Here is a 17,212-nt window from a genome sequence, read left to right as displayed (position 1 = left end):
ATATATGAAATTTTAACACGAAAAATTTCTGTAAAACCAACAGTAAAAGCAGTATTGTTTTTTAAATTGAGATGTTTTTGTGTTAAAAAAATATTCCCCAATAGCCTGAATTTGCAATCCGTTCCCGAAAAGATTGAACACAATATAAGTTGAAACAGATCTACTTTGCAACAAGTTCCAGATATTTCAAAATTTTGCTATAATCGCTATTTTTTTTAAATTTGAGTAAATGAGTTACTGATATGAGTTACGAAAAAATCAAAGAAGAATTTATTAAAAGCGCGGAGGAGTATATAAATGCTAAACGCCAAGCGTTTGACAAATTATCAGGTCTCGAACTAGTAGATGCAAAATCTCTTTATCTAGATAGTTTTCAAGATTACATTACTCATCTAAACTTTACATTAAATGGGTTGATTGAAGATCATTCGATACCTTTTCAAACTCTTGAAGAGGCAAATGCTTTTCAAGATTTTATAAAACCAACTTTTGGTATTCTTTCTAAAAAGTTTACAGAAGGGCTTATTGAATAAATTTCTTCAAAGTCATCATAAATTAATCCGCGTTGTCGGTATAGCTCCTGAAAAATATCTTATTTGATTGGCCAGCCAAATTTTAAGATGTGTTGTACAAAATCTTCAGCTTCTTTGTTGGTTTCGATTATATAATCATATAAAGAAAAATCAACACTAGGTTCTTTTGTAACGGTTGAAAATTTGATATTTTCATTTGAGCATTCGATTGCTAATTTATATTCGAAATCTTCCTCAAAACAATCAATTTCATAAATGTGAAATTTGTTGAAAGCTTCGTAAAAGGTTATTTGTGAGCTAAATATGGTTTTTAAATAATCTTGGAAATTTTCTACGTTAATTTCTCCTGTATTTGAATGATCTCTTGATTCAGTTTTTTGTTTTTTGTCAAACGCAAAATCAGAGAAAAGTAGCACCGAGATTATAATATTTAGGCACCATACAGAACAGATAAACGAAAATCCATAATAAAAAAGATCGAAGTCTTTTTTTATATAGGTTATGCTAAAACCAGCAATGAAAATTAGAATAGTTATAAAACTTAAACTTGCAGTGGGTTTTAAATTGAAACATAATCTTAAAGTGATGAGCTGAATGGATAAATAGATAAGTAAAACTCCAATGAAAGCAAAAACTTCAATTCCGAAACTGAATGTGAGTATAAGAAAATAAAAGAGACCGAATGCTAGATTTATGAAAAAAAATGCAATAGTAATGACTAGAAAATTGCGAATAAATTTTCTGTAAACACAACAATGAAAAATGCCTAAAAACGCGCAATAAATTACATAAGAATTAATAAAAGATCTATTGGTTATAGTGTTTTCAAGATAAGAGGTCTCGAAAAATAAAAGCAGATTTAGTACTACTCCAAACAAAACAAAAAAAGTAATTCTTTTGAATAATTTGTCTGTTTGAATGTCAAAAAAATGATCTTCCATCTGAAAGTTTTTGAATTTGAAGATAATATTACGAATAAAATAAAGAAGTAAAAAAATCTTTGACCTTCTAGATTTTTAAAAATCTACTTCAAAACAAATCCATTCTCCTTCAATTTATTCAAAACCACAGCAATAATTTTAGAGCGACATTCTGAATTTTCTGTTGTTGAAGCGGTTTTAACCCAATATCGAATATTAAGCTGAATAATTCCTCCGGCAATAACATCAGTAATTACGGCGGCGTTTTCGTGGTCTTTTTCGGTTACGTCTTCGCTGTTTCCTAGAATTTCTTTTACGAGTTCGATGGCGCGAGTATAATTAGAACCATATTCGAGTCCGACGGTGAAAGTCTGGAGCAGAAAACCTTCGCTGTTGTAGTTAATAAGTGTGTTTTTTATAAGAAGCGCGTTCGGAATATAAATGATTTTCGAGTCGCTTTTGACTTCGGTATCGCGGAGGTTGAGATTGATGACTTCGCCTTTTACGCCGTTGCTCTCGATAATATCTCCAATAGAAAAAGGTCTTTTAAAAGCCAGCAGAATTCCGGCAAGGAAATTTTCTCCAATATCTTTAAGTGCAAAACCAATTACAAAAGCAGAAATTCCCGCGCCTGCAAGCATGCTTTGTGCAACGCCCTCCAAACCAATAATTCGGAACATAAACAACATTCCGATAATTATCAAAACCGATTTAATTAAACGGGCAATAAAAATCGCCAAAAGACGATCGTGCATTTTGGTTTTGAGTCGGTTTCCGGCAAAAATACCCACACGGCTCGCGATAAACCACGAAACGAGAACGACCAAAATCGCCAGAATAAATTTTGGCGTAAGATCGACAATGCTATTGTAGTAACCCTCGAGATGGTTGATGACGTCCTGAAAGAAATTTTCCATAATTGTAAAGGCGTAAAATGTTTAAACTTGCTGAGTTGATTTTTTCTAACACATAGAAACATTCCCGATAGCTATCAGGATTGCGCTTAAAGGCATTTCATTTATTTAAATTCACATAGTTGAGTTTGTTATACTATGTGTTAAAATCTAGATTTTTTCTAATATTCTCAGAATTAAAAAAATAAAATCTATGTTTCTATGTGTTTAAAAATTTTCACCCAACTTGGCAAAACCTTAAAATTAGTTTTTTAGTAAGATTCAGGCTTTACAGGATTCTCTCAGAATTTTATAAAATCTGACGAAGTTGTTATATAAATTCCCAAAATAGAATCATTTTGCCCTGTGATATTTTTATCTTTGTGGTCTGAGTTTTTTCAGGAAATATTTTTATAAAAAGCACATTTACATGTTGACCCAATCTCATTTAGAGCAATTAGCCGCTAGTCTCGAAGGCACACTTTTATTCGATGAGCTTCATAAAACGCTTTATTCTACAGATGCTTCGGTGTACCGAATTAAACCCAATGCGGTGGCGATTCCTAAATCGACGGAAGATATTGCCAAACTGATCAAGTTTGCGGCAGAGCATAACTTGTCGATTACGCCAAGAACTGCGGGAACTTCGCTGGCTGGACAAGCAGTAGGAGACGGATTGGTGATTGATGTGTCGAAGCATTTTACAAAAATTATTTCATACAACGCCGAAAACAAAACCGTAACCGTTCAGCCTGGCGTAATTCGCGATGAGCTGAATTTATTCTTAAAACCTCACGGCGTATTTTTTGCCCCAATTACATCAACTTCAAACCGTGCCATGATTGGCGGAATGGTGGGAAATAATTCTTCGGGAACAACTTCGATTCGATACGGCGTTACGCGCGATAAAATTGCAGAAGTAAAAGCAATTCTAAGCGATGGTTCTGAAGTGGTTTTTAAAGATCTAACTTCGACTGAATTTATCGAAAAAACAAAAGGCGATACTTTAGAAAATAAAATATACAAAACGATTTATGATGAACTTTCAATAAAAGAAGCTCAAGAGGAAATTGTAAAAGAGTTTCCGAAACCAGAAATTCACAGAAGAAATACTGGTTATGCTGTTGATATTCTGTTGAAATCAGAATTATTTGGCGGAACTGAACCAACCATAAATCTTGGAAAACTGCTTTGCGGAAGCGAAGGAACTTTGGCTTTTACAACCGAAGTTACGTTGAAAGTTGACGATCTGCCTCCGCCACATAGTATTATGGTTGTTGGGCATTATCATACGATTCAGGAATCTTTAGAATCGGTTGTGGTGGCGATGAAACATCATTTGTACACTTGCGAAATGATTGATGATACGATTTTGGATTGTACCAAAACGAATCGGGAGCACATTAAAAACCGTTTCTTTTTGGTTGGTGAACCAAAAGCGATTATGTTGTTTGAAGTCGCTTCGCATACTTTAGAAGATGCCGAAAAACAAGCCGACGCTTTAATTGCAGATTTAGAGAAAAACAATTTTGGTTACGCCCGAGTAAAAATCTACGGAAATGATATTGACAAAGCCAACGAACTGAGAAAAGCAGGCCTTGGACTTTTAGGAAGTATAGTCGGAGACGATAAAGCAGCAGATTCGATTGAAGATACTGCTGTTGAATTGAGCGATTTACCAAATTATATTGCAGAGTTCTCGGCAATGATGTTGCGTCACGGGCAAGAAGCGATTTATTATGCACATGCGGGTGCGGGAGAATTGCACCTTCGTCCAGTTTTGAATTTGAAGAAAACATCTGATCTAAAATTATTCAGAACCATTGCGACAGAAGTAGCGCATTTGGTGAAAAAATACAGAGGTTCGTTAAGCGGTGAACACGGTGACGGAATTGTACGTGGAGAATTTATTCCGTTTATGATTGGCGACAAGAATTACGAATTGCTGAAAAGAATCAAATTGGCATTCGATCCAAATTCGGTTTTGAATATCGGGAAGATTGTGAATGCTTTGAAAATGGACGAAAATCATCGTGTAGTTTCGGGAAGAGTTGAACCGGATATTAAAACATTTCAGGATTTCTCAGACAGTTTAGGAATTTTGCGCGCTGCCGAAAAATGTAACGGTTCTGGCGATTGTAGAAAATTACCGTCAGGCGGAGGAGCGATGTGTCCGAGTTATCGTGCAACGAGAAACGAAAAAGAAACGACGCGCGCGCGAGCGAATGCACTACGAGAATATTTAACATATTCTGAAAAAGAGAATAAATTCGACCAGAGAGAATTATACGAAGTTTTTGAATTGTGTGTAAGCTGTAAAGCCTGCGCAAGCGAATGCCCGAGTAATGTGGATGTAGCGACTTTAAAAGCTGAATTTTTATACCAATATCAAAAAGCAAACGGTTTTTCAACCCGAAATAAGATTTTTGCCAATAACGCCAAATTGAATAAAATGGGAAGCAAATTCCCAGCGATTACGAATTTTATTTCGAATCAGTCTTTGGTTAAAAAAACAATGGGAATTGCGCCAGAAAGACAAGTTCCTTTATTGGCGAAAAAGACTTTTAGAAAATGGTACTCTAATAATAAACCGTCACAAACAGATTTTCCAAACGGAAGATTGTATTTGTTTGTAGACGAATTCACGAATTATTATGACGTAAATATCGGAATCGATGCTTTCGAATTATTGACGAAATTAGGGTATCAGGTTTTGGTTGTCGATCATGAAGAAAGCGGTAGAACGTATCTTTCAAAAGGATTTTTGGAAGAAGCGAAAAAGATTGCGAATCATAATGTAAGTGTTTTTAAAGATTTGGTTTTAGGAAACGTACCATTAATCGGAATCGAACCTTCGGCGATTTTGACTTTTAGAGATGAATATCTCCGTCTAGCGGATGATAAAGAAGCAGCAGAAAAATTATCGAGAAATGCTTTTACAATTGAAGAATTCTTCAAAAAAGAAATCATAGACGGCAAAATTACAGCCGATTCTTTCTCGGAAGAAAGTAAAGAAATTAAGATTCACGGACATTGCCATCAGAAATCTTTAAGTTCTGTTGAAGCGACTTTTGCCATGCTGAATCTTCCTAAAAATAATACCGTTACGATTTACAATTCAGGCTGCTGCGGAATGGCGGGTTCTTTTGGCTACGAAAAAGAACATTATCAAGTGAGTATGCAAATGGGCGAGGATACGTTATTTCCAAAAGTGAGAAACACTGCCGAAAACGTAAAAATCGCCGCTGCAGGGACAAGCTGTCGTCATCAAATTTATGATGGGACAAGTCGTGAAGCGCAGCATCCTGTGAGTATTTTGAGAAGCTGTTTGAAATAATTTAACCGCAAAGAGCGCTAAGAATTACGCAAAGTACGCAAAGATTTTATCTCTCGCAGATTTGGCAGATTGAGCAGATTTATTTTTTATTTCACGCTCCCGATAGTTATCGGGATTGCAGATTATTTTAAAAAATCTGTGCAATTTTTTCCAGCACAATCAAAATCTGCATGATCTGTGAAATCTGCGAGAGAAAAATATAGCCACAGATTTTAATGGCGAAAAAAAACTTAGTGTCTTCGCGCCTTGATGGCAAGAAAAAAAATCACAAAAAAACAAAATGGTTTTATATATTTGAAATCAGGATAATTTTTGCATTATTTGCAAAATAAAACCAGAACGACTGAAATAAATCAATTTTTAATAGCAAAAAATATATGGCATTTTCAAGTTTATTCCGAAAGAAAACAGTGCAGGATATTCTGAAACAGGTTGCAAAGAATGAGGCAGACGGGCATGATGCATTAGGAAAGCACCTTACAACCAAAGATTTAACTGCATTCGGAATTGCTGCAATTGTCGGTGCGGGAATTTTCAGCACCATCGGAAAAGCGAGTGCAGACGGAGGACCAGCCGTAATATTTTTGTTCCTTTTTACTGCTTTAGCATGTAGTTTTGCTGCTTTTGCTTATGCCGAATTTGCATCGATGGTTCCGGTTTCAGGAAGTGCTTACACGTATTCTTATGTGGCTTTTGGAGAAATTATCGCTTGGATTATCGGATGGGCTTTAATCATGGAATATGCCGTCGGGAATATAACCGTCGCCATATCTTGGAGCGATTATTTTACGGGACTTCTCCAGAGTGGGGGCATTCATTTACCGCAGTGGATTCAAATGGATTACCTAACCGCTTCAAATGGATTTAACGATGCCGAAGCTTTAATGCGAGGCGGAAAATCTTTCGAAAATTTAAGTACAGCGTTACAGCAAGCACACACGGCTTGGACAACAGCACCAACTATAGGATCATTTCATTTTGTGACCGATTTACCAGCTTTATTCATTATTATTTTGATTACTGCTTTGGTTTACAGAGGAATGAAAGAATCTCGTAACGCAAGTAACTTAATGGTTGTTATAAAACTTTGCGTAGTACTTTTAGTAATTGCAGTTGGTGTTTTTTATGTAGATACAGCAAATTGGGATCCGTTTGCTCCAAATGGAGTTAGTGGGGTTTTAAAAGGAGTATCGGCAGTTTTCTTTGCTTATATTGGTTTTGATGCTATTTCTACAACAGCAGAAGAATGTAAAAATCCGCAACGTGATTTACCACGTGGAATGATGTGGGCGATTATTATTTGTACCCTTTTATATATTGCCATCGCCTTGGTTTTAACTGGAATGGTAAAATATCACGAATTAAATGTTGGAGATCCTCTTGCATTTGTTTTCGATAAATTAGACTTAAAATGGATGTCGGGAATTATTGCTGTGAGTGCCGTAGTAGCAATGGCGAGCGTTTTGTTAGTTTTCCAAATGGGACAGCCTCGTATCTGGATGAGTATGAGCCGTGACGGATTGCTTCCAAAGAAATTTTCAACTGTTCACCCAAGATTCAAAACGCCATCTTTTGCAACTATTGTAACAGGTTTTGTAGTGGCAGTTCCAGCATTATTCTTGAACCTTACAATGGTGACTGATTTGTGTAGTATCGGAACCTTATTTGCCTTTGTATTGGTTTGTGCAGGGGTTTTAGTGCTGCAAAATAAACCTGAAATTCCGAGAGGAAAATTCAAAACGCCTTATATTAATTCAAAATTCATTTTGCCAGTTTTAATTATCGTTGGATTGTATTATGCTTTTGCGATCAATACTAAAGCGACAATGGCATTTGTGAATAATGAAGCTCAGATAAATGACGCTACAACAATTGTAACTTCATTAGATAAGGAGGAATCAACAAAGGTTTTCAATTATCTAGAAAGTATTGAGGTTAACAATAAAACGGCTGAAACTTCAGATTTAGAGCATTTGTTGAGCCAATATCAAGATGATGAGGTAAAATACGCCGAAGTTGTAAAAGGACTGCCAATCAGCGATTCTCTGAAATACGAATCAGGTTTCCAATTGTTCAAACACAAAATCCCAATGTGGATTTTCCTTTTCGTTTTAATTGGATTAGCCGTTTGGGCATTCAGAAAAAATCTTTCTTTGATTCCGCTTTTAGGATTAATCTGTTGTTTGTATATGATGGCCGAATTAAGCGTTTGGAACTGGATTTACTTCACGGTTTGGTTGATAATCGGATTGCTGATTTATTTTGGCTACAGCCGAAAAAATAGTAAACTTAATACTGAAGTTATAAGTTAAAAGTAAAATGATAAATGATAAAAGCCGTTCTGAAAACATTCAGAACGGCTTTTTTTATAACTAATTATTTCACGCAGATTTTAAAAGGATTGCAGCAGATCTAGTTTTGATTTTTCCATTTATAATCTGCGTATATCAGCATAAATCTTTTTAAAATCTGCGTGAAATAAAAATTTTTAAGTGTAAAGTATTTATCTTCAGTAGTCCTTTAAAAGCTTTATTTTTTATACAAATATTCTTATGTTTTGAAAAGACTTTTCTTTAAGTTTGTTTGAGTGAAATTTTAATTTAATTTTAAATAAATGGGTTTTCTGGATAAAATATTGGGCAAAAAAGAAGCGCCAATTCAATCACATAACGAGTTTTGGAATTGGTTTTTAAAACACGAAAAAGAGTTTTTTAAAGCAGTTCAAATAGGTGACAATATACAGAAAGATTTTTTTGAAAAACTCGGGCCAAAATTGGATGAAATTCATGACGGAATTTATTTTGTAACCGGAATGTTTGATGATCAAACCGCTGAATTAATTCTGACGCCAGACGGAGCGATTAGAAATATTTACGTCGTTGAAGAATTGGTAAATGCTGCTCCTAAAATTGAAGGTTGGAAAATTACAGCTCTTAAGCCTTCATTAGATATTACAGATGTAGGTATAAGTTATGAAGGTTTCAAATTCAATAAAGACAATTTAAAGTTTTATCCAAACGTTCATAAGCAATATCCTGATGAAATAGACTTGACGATTGTTTATGATGATTTTGAAGAAGAAAAGAAATCAATGGTAACCAATGGTGTTTATATTTTCTTAGATAATTATTTGGGAGAACTGCATTCGGTTACTTTGATCGATAACATGAAAGTGGTTGGGCCAGATGCTATTTCAGAAGAATTAATCCCGATTGAAAAATTAAAAGATTATTTAATTTGGAGAGAAAAGGAGTTTGTTGAAAGATACGAAGGGACAAGACATAATACAGAGAATGATGGCTATGCTAATTTTGAAGGAAAAAGGCAAAGTGGCGCGGTGGTTTTGGCTTTGATAAATACAACGTTAATGCAATGGGACAAAAAAGCATCACATCCTTGGGTTTTTATAATTGTGATTCCCTTTGAAGATTGTAATAACGATGGATTGCCAGATGAAAAAACATATAAGTTATTAGATGAAATCGAAGAAGAAATTATCCATATTTTACCAGATTCTGATGGTTATTTAAATATTGGCAGAGAAACAGCAAATAATAAAAGAGAAATCTTTTTTGCCTGCAAAGACTTCCGAAAACCAACCAAAGTAGCTGATCAATTAATCAAAAAGTAGGAAGGTGTTTTTGAAATAAGCTACGAAATCTACAAAGACAAATATTGGAAAACGTTTCGACATTTCGAGCAAAATTAAAGCAAAAAGCCGTTCTGATATAATTTCCAGAACGGCTTTTTTTTGTGTCGCACATTAGGCTGATGAAAAAAAATCTCTCGCAGATTTCGCAGATCGGGCAGATTATTTATTAAGAAAAAGATCTGCCAAATCTGCGCAATCTGCGAGAGAAAATTTTAAGTAATTGTTTGAAAAAAACGTAGTCCCTTAGTAACTTAGAATCTTAGCCTCTTTCAAAACCCCTAGCTCCATCATGCAAGCCTTCATCATATCATAAGTACGTTGAATATCATTATCCAAACCAATAGAAAAGCGAATTAGACCATCTGTTAATCCCATTTCTTTTTGTTCTTCTAACGGAATTTCACTTGAAGTTGAAGTTCCTGGGGCGCTGAATAACGTTTTGTAAAAACCTAAACTTACTGCTAGATAACCTAGATTTCGTTCCTGCATTAATTCCATTAATTCATTGGCTTTTTCCAAAGAACCAACATCAATCGTCAGCATTCCTCCAAAACCATATTCCGGATTAATCATCGTTTTATACAATTCGTGACTTGGGTGGCTTTTCAATCCAGGATAAACTGTTTTTAAACCGTCTTTTTCAAATTGATCAGCCAAAAAATGCGCATTGTGACTGTGTTGTTTGATTCGGATGTGAAGCGTTCTCAGGTTTTTCATCACGCTCGCAGAACGCAAACTATCCATTGTTGGCCCTAAAAGCATACTCGCGCCAGTATTCACGTTTTTAAGTGAATTAATAAATTCTTTAGAAGCGCAAGTTACACCACCAACTGTATCACTGCTTCCGTTAATGTATTTCGTCAAACTATGAATGACAATATCAGCACCTAATTTTGCAGGTGAAACCGATAATGGCGAAAATGTATTATCTACTACCAGTTTTAGATTGTGTTTTTTAGCAATCGCTGCCAAACCTCGAATATCAGCCACTTCCAATAACGGATTACTCACCGTTTCACAATACAAAACCTTCGTTTTAGGAGTAATGGCAGCTTCAACAACATCCAATTTTGTAATGTCAACAAAAGTGGTTTCAATTCCGAAACGAGGCGTAAAATTCTTCAAAAAAGCATAAGTGCCGCCATAAATCGTTCGGCTCGAAACAATATGATCGCCAGCACCGCACAATTGCAAAAGAGTAGGCGTAATCGCACCCATTCCCGAAGCCGAAACATTTGCTGTTTCAGTCCCTTCCATTGCTGCCAAAGCCTGATCCAAATATAAATTACTTGGCGAAGAATGGCGGGAATACAAATAACAGCCTTCCATATTGCCTTCAAAAGTATCGAACATCGTTTTAGCCGATAAAAAAGTATAAGTCGAAGAATCAGAAATCGAAGGATTCACGCCTCCAAATTCTCCAAAGTATTGCAAATCTTGAATTTTGTCTGCTGGATTAAAGTCTTTCATTATATGTTAGTTTTTTGTTTGTTTTGTTTCAAGTTTCAGGAGCTATTTCCTGCTATCCGTTTCAATCTTTTGTGCCGAACCCCGGCACAAAAGGATTTCCACTTCTATCAGGGCTAGGGCACTCATTTTCAAAAGAAATTCCAGTCAAAGAAAAGTTTAATTAGAAAAAATGTCAACAAGAAATTGTTTTTATAGATTTTAAAACTATTAATATGTATTTTTAATGTTTTTTAATCTAAATTTGAGCTGCAGAATCTGATTCTGTAGATTTTCTTTCACTTCAAAAAATAATAGAAATGATTCTTGACGAAATAGATAAAAAACTCCTCGTTTTACTTCAAACCGACAGCAAAAAGACGAACAAAGAATTGTCTTTAAAATTGAATCTTTCAGTAACAGCAGTTTACGAACGAATCAAAAAACTAGAGCGCGAAGGCATTATAAAAAACTACGCAGCCTTAGTCGATAAATCCAAAATCGAAAAAGGATTTGTGGTTTTCTGCCATTTAAAATTGATTCAACACACGAAAGAATTTTTAACCAAATTCGAAAGTGAAGTCATCAAACTAAACGAGGTTTTAGAATGCCATCATGTAAGTGGTGATTATGATTATATTCTGAAAGTTCTAGTAAAAGATATGGAAGCGTATAGAGAATTTTTGGTAACCAAATTGACTTCATTACAGCATATTGGAAGTACACAAAGTATGTTTATGATTAGCGAAGTGAAGAATTCAACGGTGATTTCTTTTTAAGAGGTGCAAAGTTACAGAGTGATAAAGACACAAAGTTTTTAAGTTGAATTGCGTCTAGCTTTAGCTGGATGTAAAAATGATTCTTATAAAAAGGCTTTAGCCACAACTCTCTAAGTTTGGCTAAAGCCTTTTTTGTGCTTCAATAATGTACCTCCAGCTAAAGCTAGAGGCAATTCAAATTATTTTGCGACTCTGCGACTCTGCGAGATTAAAAAAAAATTGCGAACTTCGCGTAAATCTTAGCGCCCTTTGCGGTTAAACTTCTCAACAAAATTTCACACAAAAAACATTGAAATTTAAACTTTAAACAAAACTTTATTCCTTAATTTTGTATCGCTTAAAATAAAAAAGATAAACTATGAGTTCATTTGACGTAGTCATTATAGGTTCAGGTCCTGGCGGATATGTATCAGCAATTCGTTGCGCACAATTAGGTTTCAAAACTGCTATTGTAGAAAAATATAATTCATTAGGCGGAACTTGCCTTAACGTAGGTTGTATTCCTTCAAAAGCATTATTATCATCTTCTCACCACTATTCAGAAATTGCTCATTTTGCAGACCACGGAATCGAAGTTTCTGGTGATGTAAAAATCAATTTAGAGAAAATGATCGCGCGCAAACAAGCCGTTGTAGATCAAACCGTAGGTGGAATCAACTACTTAATGGATAAAAATAAAATTACTGTTTTCAATGGTTTAGGTTCTTTCGTAGACGCAACTCACATTGCTATTGCAAAAGCAGACGGAACATCTGAAACTATCGAAGCAAAATATACTGTAATTGCTACAGGATCTAAACCATCTTCTTTACCATTTATCAAAATTGATAAAGAAAGAATCATCACTTCTACTGAAGCATTAGCTTTAAAAGAAGTTCCAAAACACTTAGTGATTATTGGTGGAGGAGTTATCGGAATCGAGCTTGGACAAGTTTACCTTCGTTTAGGAGCTCAGGTTTCTGTAGTAGAATTCATGGACAGAATCATTCCAGGAATGGACGGAGCGCTTTCTAAAGAATTAACTAAAGTATTGAAAAAACAAGGAATGAAATTCTACGTTTCTCACAAAGTAAAATCAGTTGAAAGAAACGGCGATGCTGTTACAGTTCAAGCTGAAAATGCAAAAGGAGAAACAATTACTCTTGAAGGAGATTATTCATTAGTTTCTGTTGGTCGTCGTCCTTACACAGACGGATTAAATGCTGACAAAGCTGGAGTTAAAATTTCAGACAGAGGACAAGTTGAAGTAAACGATCATTTACAAACTAGTACTCCAAATATCTATGCAATTGGTGACGTTGTTCGTGGAGCAATGTTGGCACACAAAGCGGAAGAAGAAGGAGTAATGGTTGCTGAAATTTTAGCAGGTCAAAAACCACATATCGATTACAATTTAATTCCTGGAGTAGTCTATACTTGGCCAGAGGTTGCTGCAGTTGGACAAACTGAAGAGCAATTGAAAGCCGCTGGAGTAAAATACAAATCTGGAAGTTTCCCATTCAAAGCTTTAGGACGTGCAAGAGCAAGTGCTGATTTAGACGGATTCGTAAAAATCCTTGCTGATGAGAAAACAGATGAGGTTTTAGGAGTTCACATGATTGGTGCTCGTACAGCAGATTTAATTGCTGAAGCAGTAACTGCAATGGAATTCAAAGCTTCTGCTGAAGATATTTCAAGAATGAGCCACGCACACCCAACTTTCGCGGAAGCGGTAAAAGAAGCAGCATTGGCAGCTACAGAAAATAGAGCTTTACACGTATAATTTTTTACGTAAATCATATTTCAAAAACCGTCAGGATTATTTCTGACGGTTTTTTGTTTTTAATCTGTTTTAAAATATCTGAAAAAATATAAAGTTTCAGAAAAATTTTGTAAATTAGATGTGTAATTCAGATGCTATCTTTACTTAAATTAAAAAGATAACATTATGAAAAATAGATATATAGCTCCGATTCTTCTTGGAGCGGGAATTGCAGCAGTACTTTATTCCTGCAGTTCTACAATTCCTAAAAAAGCAGTTGCCGTCACCAACTTTGATAAGGCAAAATATTTAGGAAAATGGTATGAGATCGCAAGGTTAGATTATAAATGGGAAAAAGATTTAAATAACGTCACCGCCGAGTATTCGCTGAATGACAATGGCACTATAAAAGTTGATAATAAGGGCTATGATGTCAAAAAAGACAAATGGGAGGAAAGTATCGGGAAAGCCAAGTTTGTCAAAAAGGACAATGTTGGTATGCTTAAGGTCTCATTTTTTGGTCCTTTTTATGCTGGGTATAATGTTATCGCAGTAGATCAAGATTATAAATATGCTCTTGTTGCAGGCGAAAGTTTGAAGTATATGTGGATACTTTCAAGGGAAACTACAATTCCTGAAAGCGTTAAAGCTGATTTTCTGATTAAAGCCCAAGAAATTGGATATAAAATTTCCGATTTAATTTGGGTAAAACATGACAAAACAAATTAAAAAGAAACCCGATACGTTACTGTATCGGGTTTTTTTATTTCTAATTGAAAATAAATTAAGCTGTAAAAACACTTTTGTAATTATCCCAATATCTGTAAATCAAAAATAAATTGCCTAAAAATAATAATCCCGCGATTGGCAGACCATCTGGCGTTAAAAAATAGTTGATGAACAAGATATTTACCGTGATAGGCAAGATCAAAATATTAGCTAATGTTACATAACGTCCCGTTACAAATGCAATTCCGCAAAGCAATTCAATTGATTTAGCCAAGGGCATTAAATAAGTAGAAGCCATCAAACCTGTATTAAAGGCTTTAAAATCATTATTGGTTGCTGGTTCTGCTGGCATTAAGTGAAAGAAAAAACTAATAGAAGCAAAAAGCAGCAAAAGACCAATTAAAACACGGACAATAATAGTAGCAATTTTCATAATACTTAGGATTTTTAAAAAGTTAAAAAATATAAATGATGTGCTTGGAAATCGTCTAATGTAAATTTCTCATAAACAGAATTAGTATTTTAATCCTGTTTAATTGAAGATTTTTCAATTGATCTTACCATGTTTTGGGATTAATTGAAAGCAATATCAAATATAACGATTTTTTCGTTATGAAATTGCAGTTTTATTAACACTTTTCTTATTTCTTTATATATTTTTTGTAGAGGAAATAACAACCAACGCTTATTAAAATAATTGGCCAAAGATTAATAAAGAAAATTAAGATGGATTGTAATATGTACCAACCACTTTTTAGAGCATCGATGGCCTGAATACCTAAATTAGGTTTATATGCCGCACTGTCTTTTTCGCTTGCCATAACCTCCTGTCTAATGGTTTCGTTTTGGTAAAGTTGTAGTGTAACAGTGCTAAAGTTAACCTGATCTTGCAAAGAAAGATTTTCAATGGTGCTATTGTCTTTTTCTGCTACTTTATTGGCTAATGTATTTTCAGCTTCGACAATATCATTGATTTTTTTTCCTTTTGAATCAATTGCGTTTGCAACTCTTTTTTCAGAAATACTGTTTCTTTTTTGCGAAAGTTGATTAGCCAACATTTTTAAAGAAACATCATCGGCTTTGATTACTCTGAAATCCAAAAAATCAATTTGTTTGGCAATTGTTTTAATTACAGTATCAAGTTGCGTATTAGGAACGCGAATGGTGATATTATTTTCTACCGAATATTTTGTGGTTTCTAAAGTGCTGTCCTGACTGATTTTGGTTTTGATCTGATTCAGGATATTACTTTGAAGATTCGTATAAGTCACAAAGCCGCCGAATTTTTGCGTGGCATTTTCAATTGCATAAGTAGATTTGACGACATTTTTAACCTTAAACTTAATATCAGCGGTTCGAATAAATTTCTGTTTGCTGTCTTTTTGCTCGACCGCTGCCGACGACGAAATTGCGGTGCTGTCCATGGTTGCAACGTCAGCCGAAGCTTCAGCTGTTGCATAATCTGCTTTTTTGCAGGAAAATAATACAAGAATAAGAATTAAGGTGGTCAAACCTAATTTTGCAGTTGTTTTCATAAAAGTTTAAAAATTTGATTAATAAATAAAATATTTACACGATGTAAATACGGTTTTGTTGTTAAGATTTTTAAGAGTAGTTTTTTAATCAAATGATGAAATTTTACGATTTACTGTTAAAATCGATATACTAAAAAGTGTGCCAATATTTTTTCGAGTTTATTTTATCGAAGGATTTTTTTTGTCGTAATTTTGAAGTTTTAAAATTCATACTTCTTTGAGAGTTTCAATTCATAAACATATTTCCAACCCAGAACAATTCAAATTACAGCTTTTAAGTTGGTCGCAACAGTTTCGCGAGATTGTTTTTTTGGACAGCAATTCGTATCCACAAGAATATTCAAGTTTTGACTGTTTGCTTGCTGTGGATGCTTTTACGTCTATAAAAACTGATTTTCAAAACGCTTTTGAAGATTTAAAACAATATCAGCAAACCACAAAAGATTGGCTTTTTGGCTATCTTTCGTATGATTTAAAAAATGATATTGAAGATTTAAAATCAGATAATTTTGACGGACTTGATTTTCCAGATTTGTTTTTCTTTCAGCCAAAAAAAATATTTTTGTTGAAAGGAAATGAACTTGAAATCCAGTATTTATTTCTGTGTGATGATGAGGTTGAAGATGATTTTAATGAGATAGTCGAAAGTCAGAAGTCAAAAGTCGAAAGTCAGGAAACGGTAGTTGTAAAGCAACGAATTTCGAAAGAATTGTATGTTGAAAAAGTAAATAAAATGCTGGAGCATATCCATAAAGGCGATATGTATGAAGGCAATTTTTGCATGGAATTTTTTGCTGAAAATACGGGGATTAATCCGCTGGAAAAATTTCAGAAACTGAATGAAATTTCGAAAGCACCTTTTTCTGCTTTCTTTAAAAATAATAAACAATTCCTGCTTTCTGCTTCACCAGAAAGATATTTGAAAAAGGTGCGAGAGAAGATCATTTCGCAACCCATAAAAGGAACTTCAAAGCGTTTTTCAGATCCTGTTGAAGATGAAAAATCAAAGCATTTTCTAGAAAATGATGCAAAAGAACGTGCCGAAAACATCATGATTACCGATTTGGTTCGAAATGATTTATCGCATACAGCGCAAAAAGGATCTGTTGAGGTTGAGGAACTTTGCGGCATTTATTCTTTTCTTCAAGTGCATCAGATGATTTCGACTATAACTTCAAAATTAGACAAACAATATTCGTCAGTTGATGTTTTGAAAACTACTTTTCCAATGGGAAGCATGACCGGAGCGCCAAAGATTTCTGTAATGAAAATTGTTGAAAATTTGGAAGAAACCAAACGTGGCCTTTATAGCGGTGCAATTGGCTATTTCACTCCCGAAGGCGACTTTGATTTTAATGTCGTAATTCGAAGTATTTTATACAACCAAGAAAATAAATATGTCTCGTTTTCCGTTGGTAGTGCGATAACATCTCTTTCCATTCCCGAAAAAGAATACGAAGAATGTTTGCTAAAAGCCAAAGCAATGCACGAAGTTTTGCAGTGATTTTTCGCCACGAATTCACGAATTTTTTGTCTAATCGTATGAGAGTAAATTTGTGGAATTCGTAGCAGAAAAAATATACGCTATCTGCATAAAAAAATAATTCGTGAATTCGTGGCTAAAAAAAAAAATACGCTTAACATTTC

13 protein-coding genes are annotated in these 17,212 nt (G+C 34.4%); 8 read left to right on the top strand and 5 right to left on the bottom strand.

The window, feature by feature from the left end:
- Positions 1–242: 242 nt before the first annotated feature.
- Positions 243–533, top strand: a complete 291-nt coding sequence (locus AAYQ19_RS21750; protein ID WP_343539316.1) for a hypothetical protein — start codon at positions 243–245, stop codon at positions 531–533.
- A 59-nt stretch (positions 534–592) separates the two neighbouring features.
- Here AAYQ19_RS21750 and AAYQ19_RS21745 read toward each other — a convergent pair whose 3' ends face one another.
- A complete protein-coding gene (locus AAYQ19_RS21745; protein ID WP_343539314.1) occupies positions 593–949 on the bottom strand; it encodes a hypothetical protein in 357 nt (118 codons plus the stop codon).
- Between the two features lie 608 nt (positions 950–1,557).
- Entirely contained in the window at positions 1,558–2,370 is an 813-nt protein-coding gene (locus AAYQ19_RS21740) for a mechanosensitive ion channel family protein (protein ID WP_343539312.1), read from the bottom strand.
- Positions 2,371–2,776: 406 nt separating this feature from the next.
- On the opposite strand from AAYQ19_RS21740, the gene AAYQ19_RS21735 reads away from it, so the two are divergent.
- The 3 genes from AAYQ19_RS21735 to AAYQ19_RS21725 all read left to right on the top strand — a co-directional run bounded on the left by AAYQ19_RS21735 (position 2,777) and on the right by AAYQ19_RS21725 (position 9,314).
- Positions 2,777–5,683, top strand: a complete 2,907-nt coding sequence (locus tag AAYQ19_RS21735) for an FAD-binding and (Fe-S)-binding domain-containing protein (protein ID WP_343539310.1) — start codon at positions 2,777–2,779, stop codon at positions 5,681–5,683.
- Between the two features lie 377 nt (positions 5,684–6,060).
- Positions 6,061–7,995, top strand: a complete 1,935-nt coding sequence (locus tag AAYQ19_RS21730; protein ID WP_343539308.1) for an amino acid permease — start codon at positions 6,061–6,063, stop codon at positions 7,993–7,995.
- Between the two features lie 302 nt (positions 7,996–8,297).
- Positions 8,298–9,314, top strand: a complete 1,017-nt coding sequence (locus tag AAYQ19_RS21725) for a DUF695 domain-containing protein (RefSeq protein ID WP_343539307.1) — start codon at positions 8,298–8,300, stop codon at positions 9,312–9,314.
- Positions 9,315–9,578: 264 nt separating this feature from the next.
- On the opposite strand, the gene AAYQ19_RS21720 is transcribed toward AAYQ19_RS21725, so the two are convergent.
- Positions 9,579–10,805, bottom strand: a complete 1,227-nt coding sequence (locus tag AAYQ19_RS21720; protein ID WP_343539306.1) for an aminotransferase class I/II-fold pyridoxal phosphate-dependent enzyme — start codon at positions 10,803–10,805, stop codon at positions 9,579–9,581.
- A 296-nt stretch (positions 10,806–11,101) separates the two neighbouring features.
- On the opposite strand from AAYQ19_RS21720, the gene AAYQ19_RS21715 reads away from it, so the two are divergent.
- The 3 genes from AAYQ19_RS21715 to AAYQ19_RS21705 all read left to right on the top strand — a co-directional run bounded on the left by AAYQ19_RS21715 (position 11,102) and on the right by AAYQ19_RS21705 (position 14,030).
- Positions 11,102–11,560 (top strand): Lrp/AsnC family transcriptional regulator, encoded by a 459-nt coding sequence (locus tag AAYQ19_RS21715; RefSeq protein WP_343539305.1) that lies wholly within the window; start codon positions 11,102–11,104, stop codon positions 11,558–11,560.
- A 358-nt stretch (positions 11,561–11,918) separates the two neighbouring features.
- Positions 11,919–13,322, top strand: coding sequence for a dihydrolipoyl dehydrogenase (gene lpdA, locus AAYQ19_RS21710; RefSeq protein ID WP_343539303.1), 1,404 nt, complete (start codon positions 11,919–11,921; stop codon positions 13,320–13,322).
- A gap of 165 nt (positions 13,323–13,487) precedes the next feature.
- Positions 13,488–14,030 carry a lipocalin family protein gene (locus AAYQ19_RS21705; protein ID WP_343539301.1) on the top strand — a complete coding sequence of 181 codons (543 nt, stop codon included), beginning with the start codon at positions 13,488–13,490 and terminating at the stop codon, positions 14,028–14,030.
- Between the two features lie 55 nt (positions 14,031–14,085).
- Here AAYQ19_RS21705 and AAYQ19_RS21700 read toward each other — a convergent pair whose 3' ends face one another.
- Positions 14,086–14,463 carry a DoxX family membrane protein gene (locus AAYQ19_RS21700; protein WP_132988467.1) on the bottom strand — a complete coding sequence of 126 codons (378 nt, stop codon included), beginning with the start codon at positions 14,461–14,463 and terminating at the stop codon, positions 14,086–14,088.
- 208 nt (positions 14,464–14,671) lie between these two features.
- Entirely contained in the window at positions 14,672–15,565 is an 894-nt protein-coding gene (locus AAYQ19_RS21695) for a DUF4349 domain-containing protein (protein ID WP_343539298.1), read from the bottom strand.
- A 217-nt stretch (positions 15,566–15,782) separates the two neighbouring features.
- Here AAYQ19_RS21695 and AAYQ19_RS21690 point away from each other — a divergent pair, with 217 nt between their 5' ends.
- Positions 15,783–17,069: an anthranilate synthase component I family protein gene (locus tag AAYQ19_RS21690; RefSeq protein ID WP_343539296.1), complete on the top strand. Its 1,287-nt coding sequence runs from the start codon at positions 15,783–15,785 to the stop codon at positions 17,067–17,069.
- The last annotated feature ends 143 nt before the right edge of the window (positions 17,070–17,212 follow it).

It is taken from the genome of Flavobacterium mesophilum, from assembly GCF_039581405.1.
Classification (GTDB): domain Bacteria; phylum Bacteroidota; class Bacteroidia; order Flavobacteriales; family Flavobacteriaceae; genus Flavobacterium.
This window is presented reverse-complemented; position numbering and strand designations above follow the sequence as displayed.